The sequence below is a fragment of the Streptomyces sp. NPDC000151 genome (assembly GCF_040301705.1).
Classification (GTDB): Bacteria; Actinomycetota; Actinomycetes; order Streptomycetales; family Streptomycetaceae; genus Streptomyces.
In genome coordinates, this window is the sequence record NZ_JBEPFC010000313.1 from 1 (window position 1) to 1,273 (window position 1,273).

At 73.2% G+C, this 1,273-nt stretch carries 2 protein-coding genes; one reads left to right on the plus strand and one right to left on the minus strand.

The features are described 5' to 3' along the window. On the minus strand, window positions 1-597 hold a 597-nt coding region (locus ABT381_RS35775), incomplete at its 3' end, for a streptophobe family protein (protein WP_351602290.1). A 293-nt stretch (window positions 598-890) separates the two neighbouring features. On the opposite strand from ABT381_RS35775, the gene ABT381_RS35780 reads away from it, so the two are divergent. After that, window positions 891-1,273, plus strand: a 383-nt coding sequence (locus ABT381_RS35780; RefSeq protein ID WP_351602293.1) for an FHA domain-containing protein, incomplete at its 3' end; no start/stop codon positions are given.

The window sequence follows — 1,273 nt, forward strand, 5'->3', positions numbered from 1 at the left end:
CGCGAGCCCGTCCGGCAGCAGCCGGCCGGGCAGCTCGCGCCCCAGGTCCGGCAGGTCGCCGAGGCCCGGCAGATCACCGAGCCCGGGCAGGTCCGGCAGCCGGTCGAGCGGTCCGCCGCCCCCGCCGCCCGGCGTCGGCAGCAGCCGCAGCACCGGGATCGTTACGGAGTCGTGTCCGGCCCAGGTGAGCCCGCCGACCAGCGCGGTGAACAGCGCGGCCACCGTCGCGGCGCGCGCCGCCAGCCCGCCCGGCGCGACCCCGCCCGGCACCGCGCGGAGCGACCGCAGGAACAGCGCCCCCAGCACCACGGCACCGGTCAGTCCCACGCCCAACGGCACGATGTCAATGGCGGTTTCGGCCGTCACGCCGGACATGCCGAAGGCCGAGACGTCACCCCGCGGGGTCACCGATCCACCCACCGCCAGCACCATGACGGCGGCCGTCATCGGGCCCAGCGAGCCGTACGCATCGGCGCCCAGCAGACGCAGCCCGAGCGCCGCGACGCCGGCCATCGCCAGGAACGCGCAGCAGACCGCGATGACGGCGGAGAGCAGCACAGCACCCGGCCCTGTGTGCGGAGTTGCGGTCGCGCTCATCGCGGCCCCCGATCGTGCGCCGATCGATGCTGAGTCACCCGTGTTGTGCGCATCGCGTGGCATCCGTACGGATCCGTGGGTGTCTCCCACTCTCCGGGGGCCTTTCGCCGGCGTCAACCGACGACAACACTGTCCGCTTCGTGCTCTTGTCACGGCCCGGCTTTCGGTCGCGGCCCGCTGCCTGGAATAGTTCCCCAGGATGTTCGCCATCCCTAGACTTCCCGTGCAGGGGGTCACTCGGGGGACAACTAGTGGGGCATGGAGTGCCTGAACTCGTACTCGAAATCAATGGAATGACCTGGACGCTCGATCCGTCCCGGTCGTACAGCCTGGGGCGCGATCCCCAGGGCGATGTGGTGCTGGACGACGCTCGGGTGTCCTGGCGGCACGCGACCGTGCGCTGGGGAGGGCGCAGTTGGGTCATCGAGGACCACGGCAGTACCAACGGCACGTATGTGCAGGGGCAGCGGATCCACCAGATGGAGATCGGCCCCGGCTCGGCCGTGCACCTCGGCAACGCCACCGACGGTCCCCGGCTGACCCTCAGCGGTACGGCGGCGGCCGCAGCGGCGGACGCGTACGCCGCGCAGCCCACGGCTCCGGCCAACGACGCGTACGCCGCGCAGCCGGCGGCCGGGGCCCCCGCACAGCAGGGCGCCCCCGGCTGGGCGGGCGC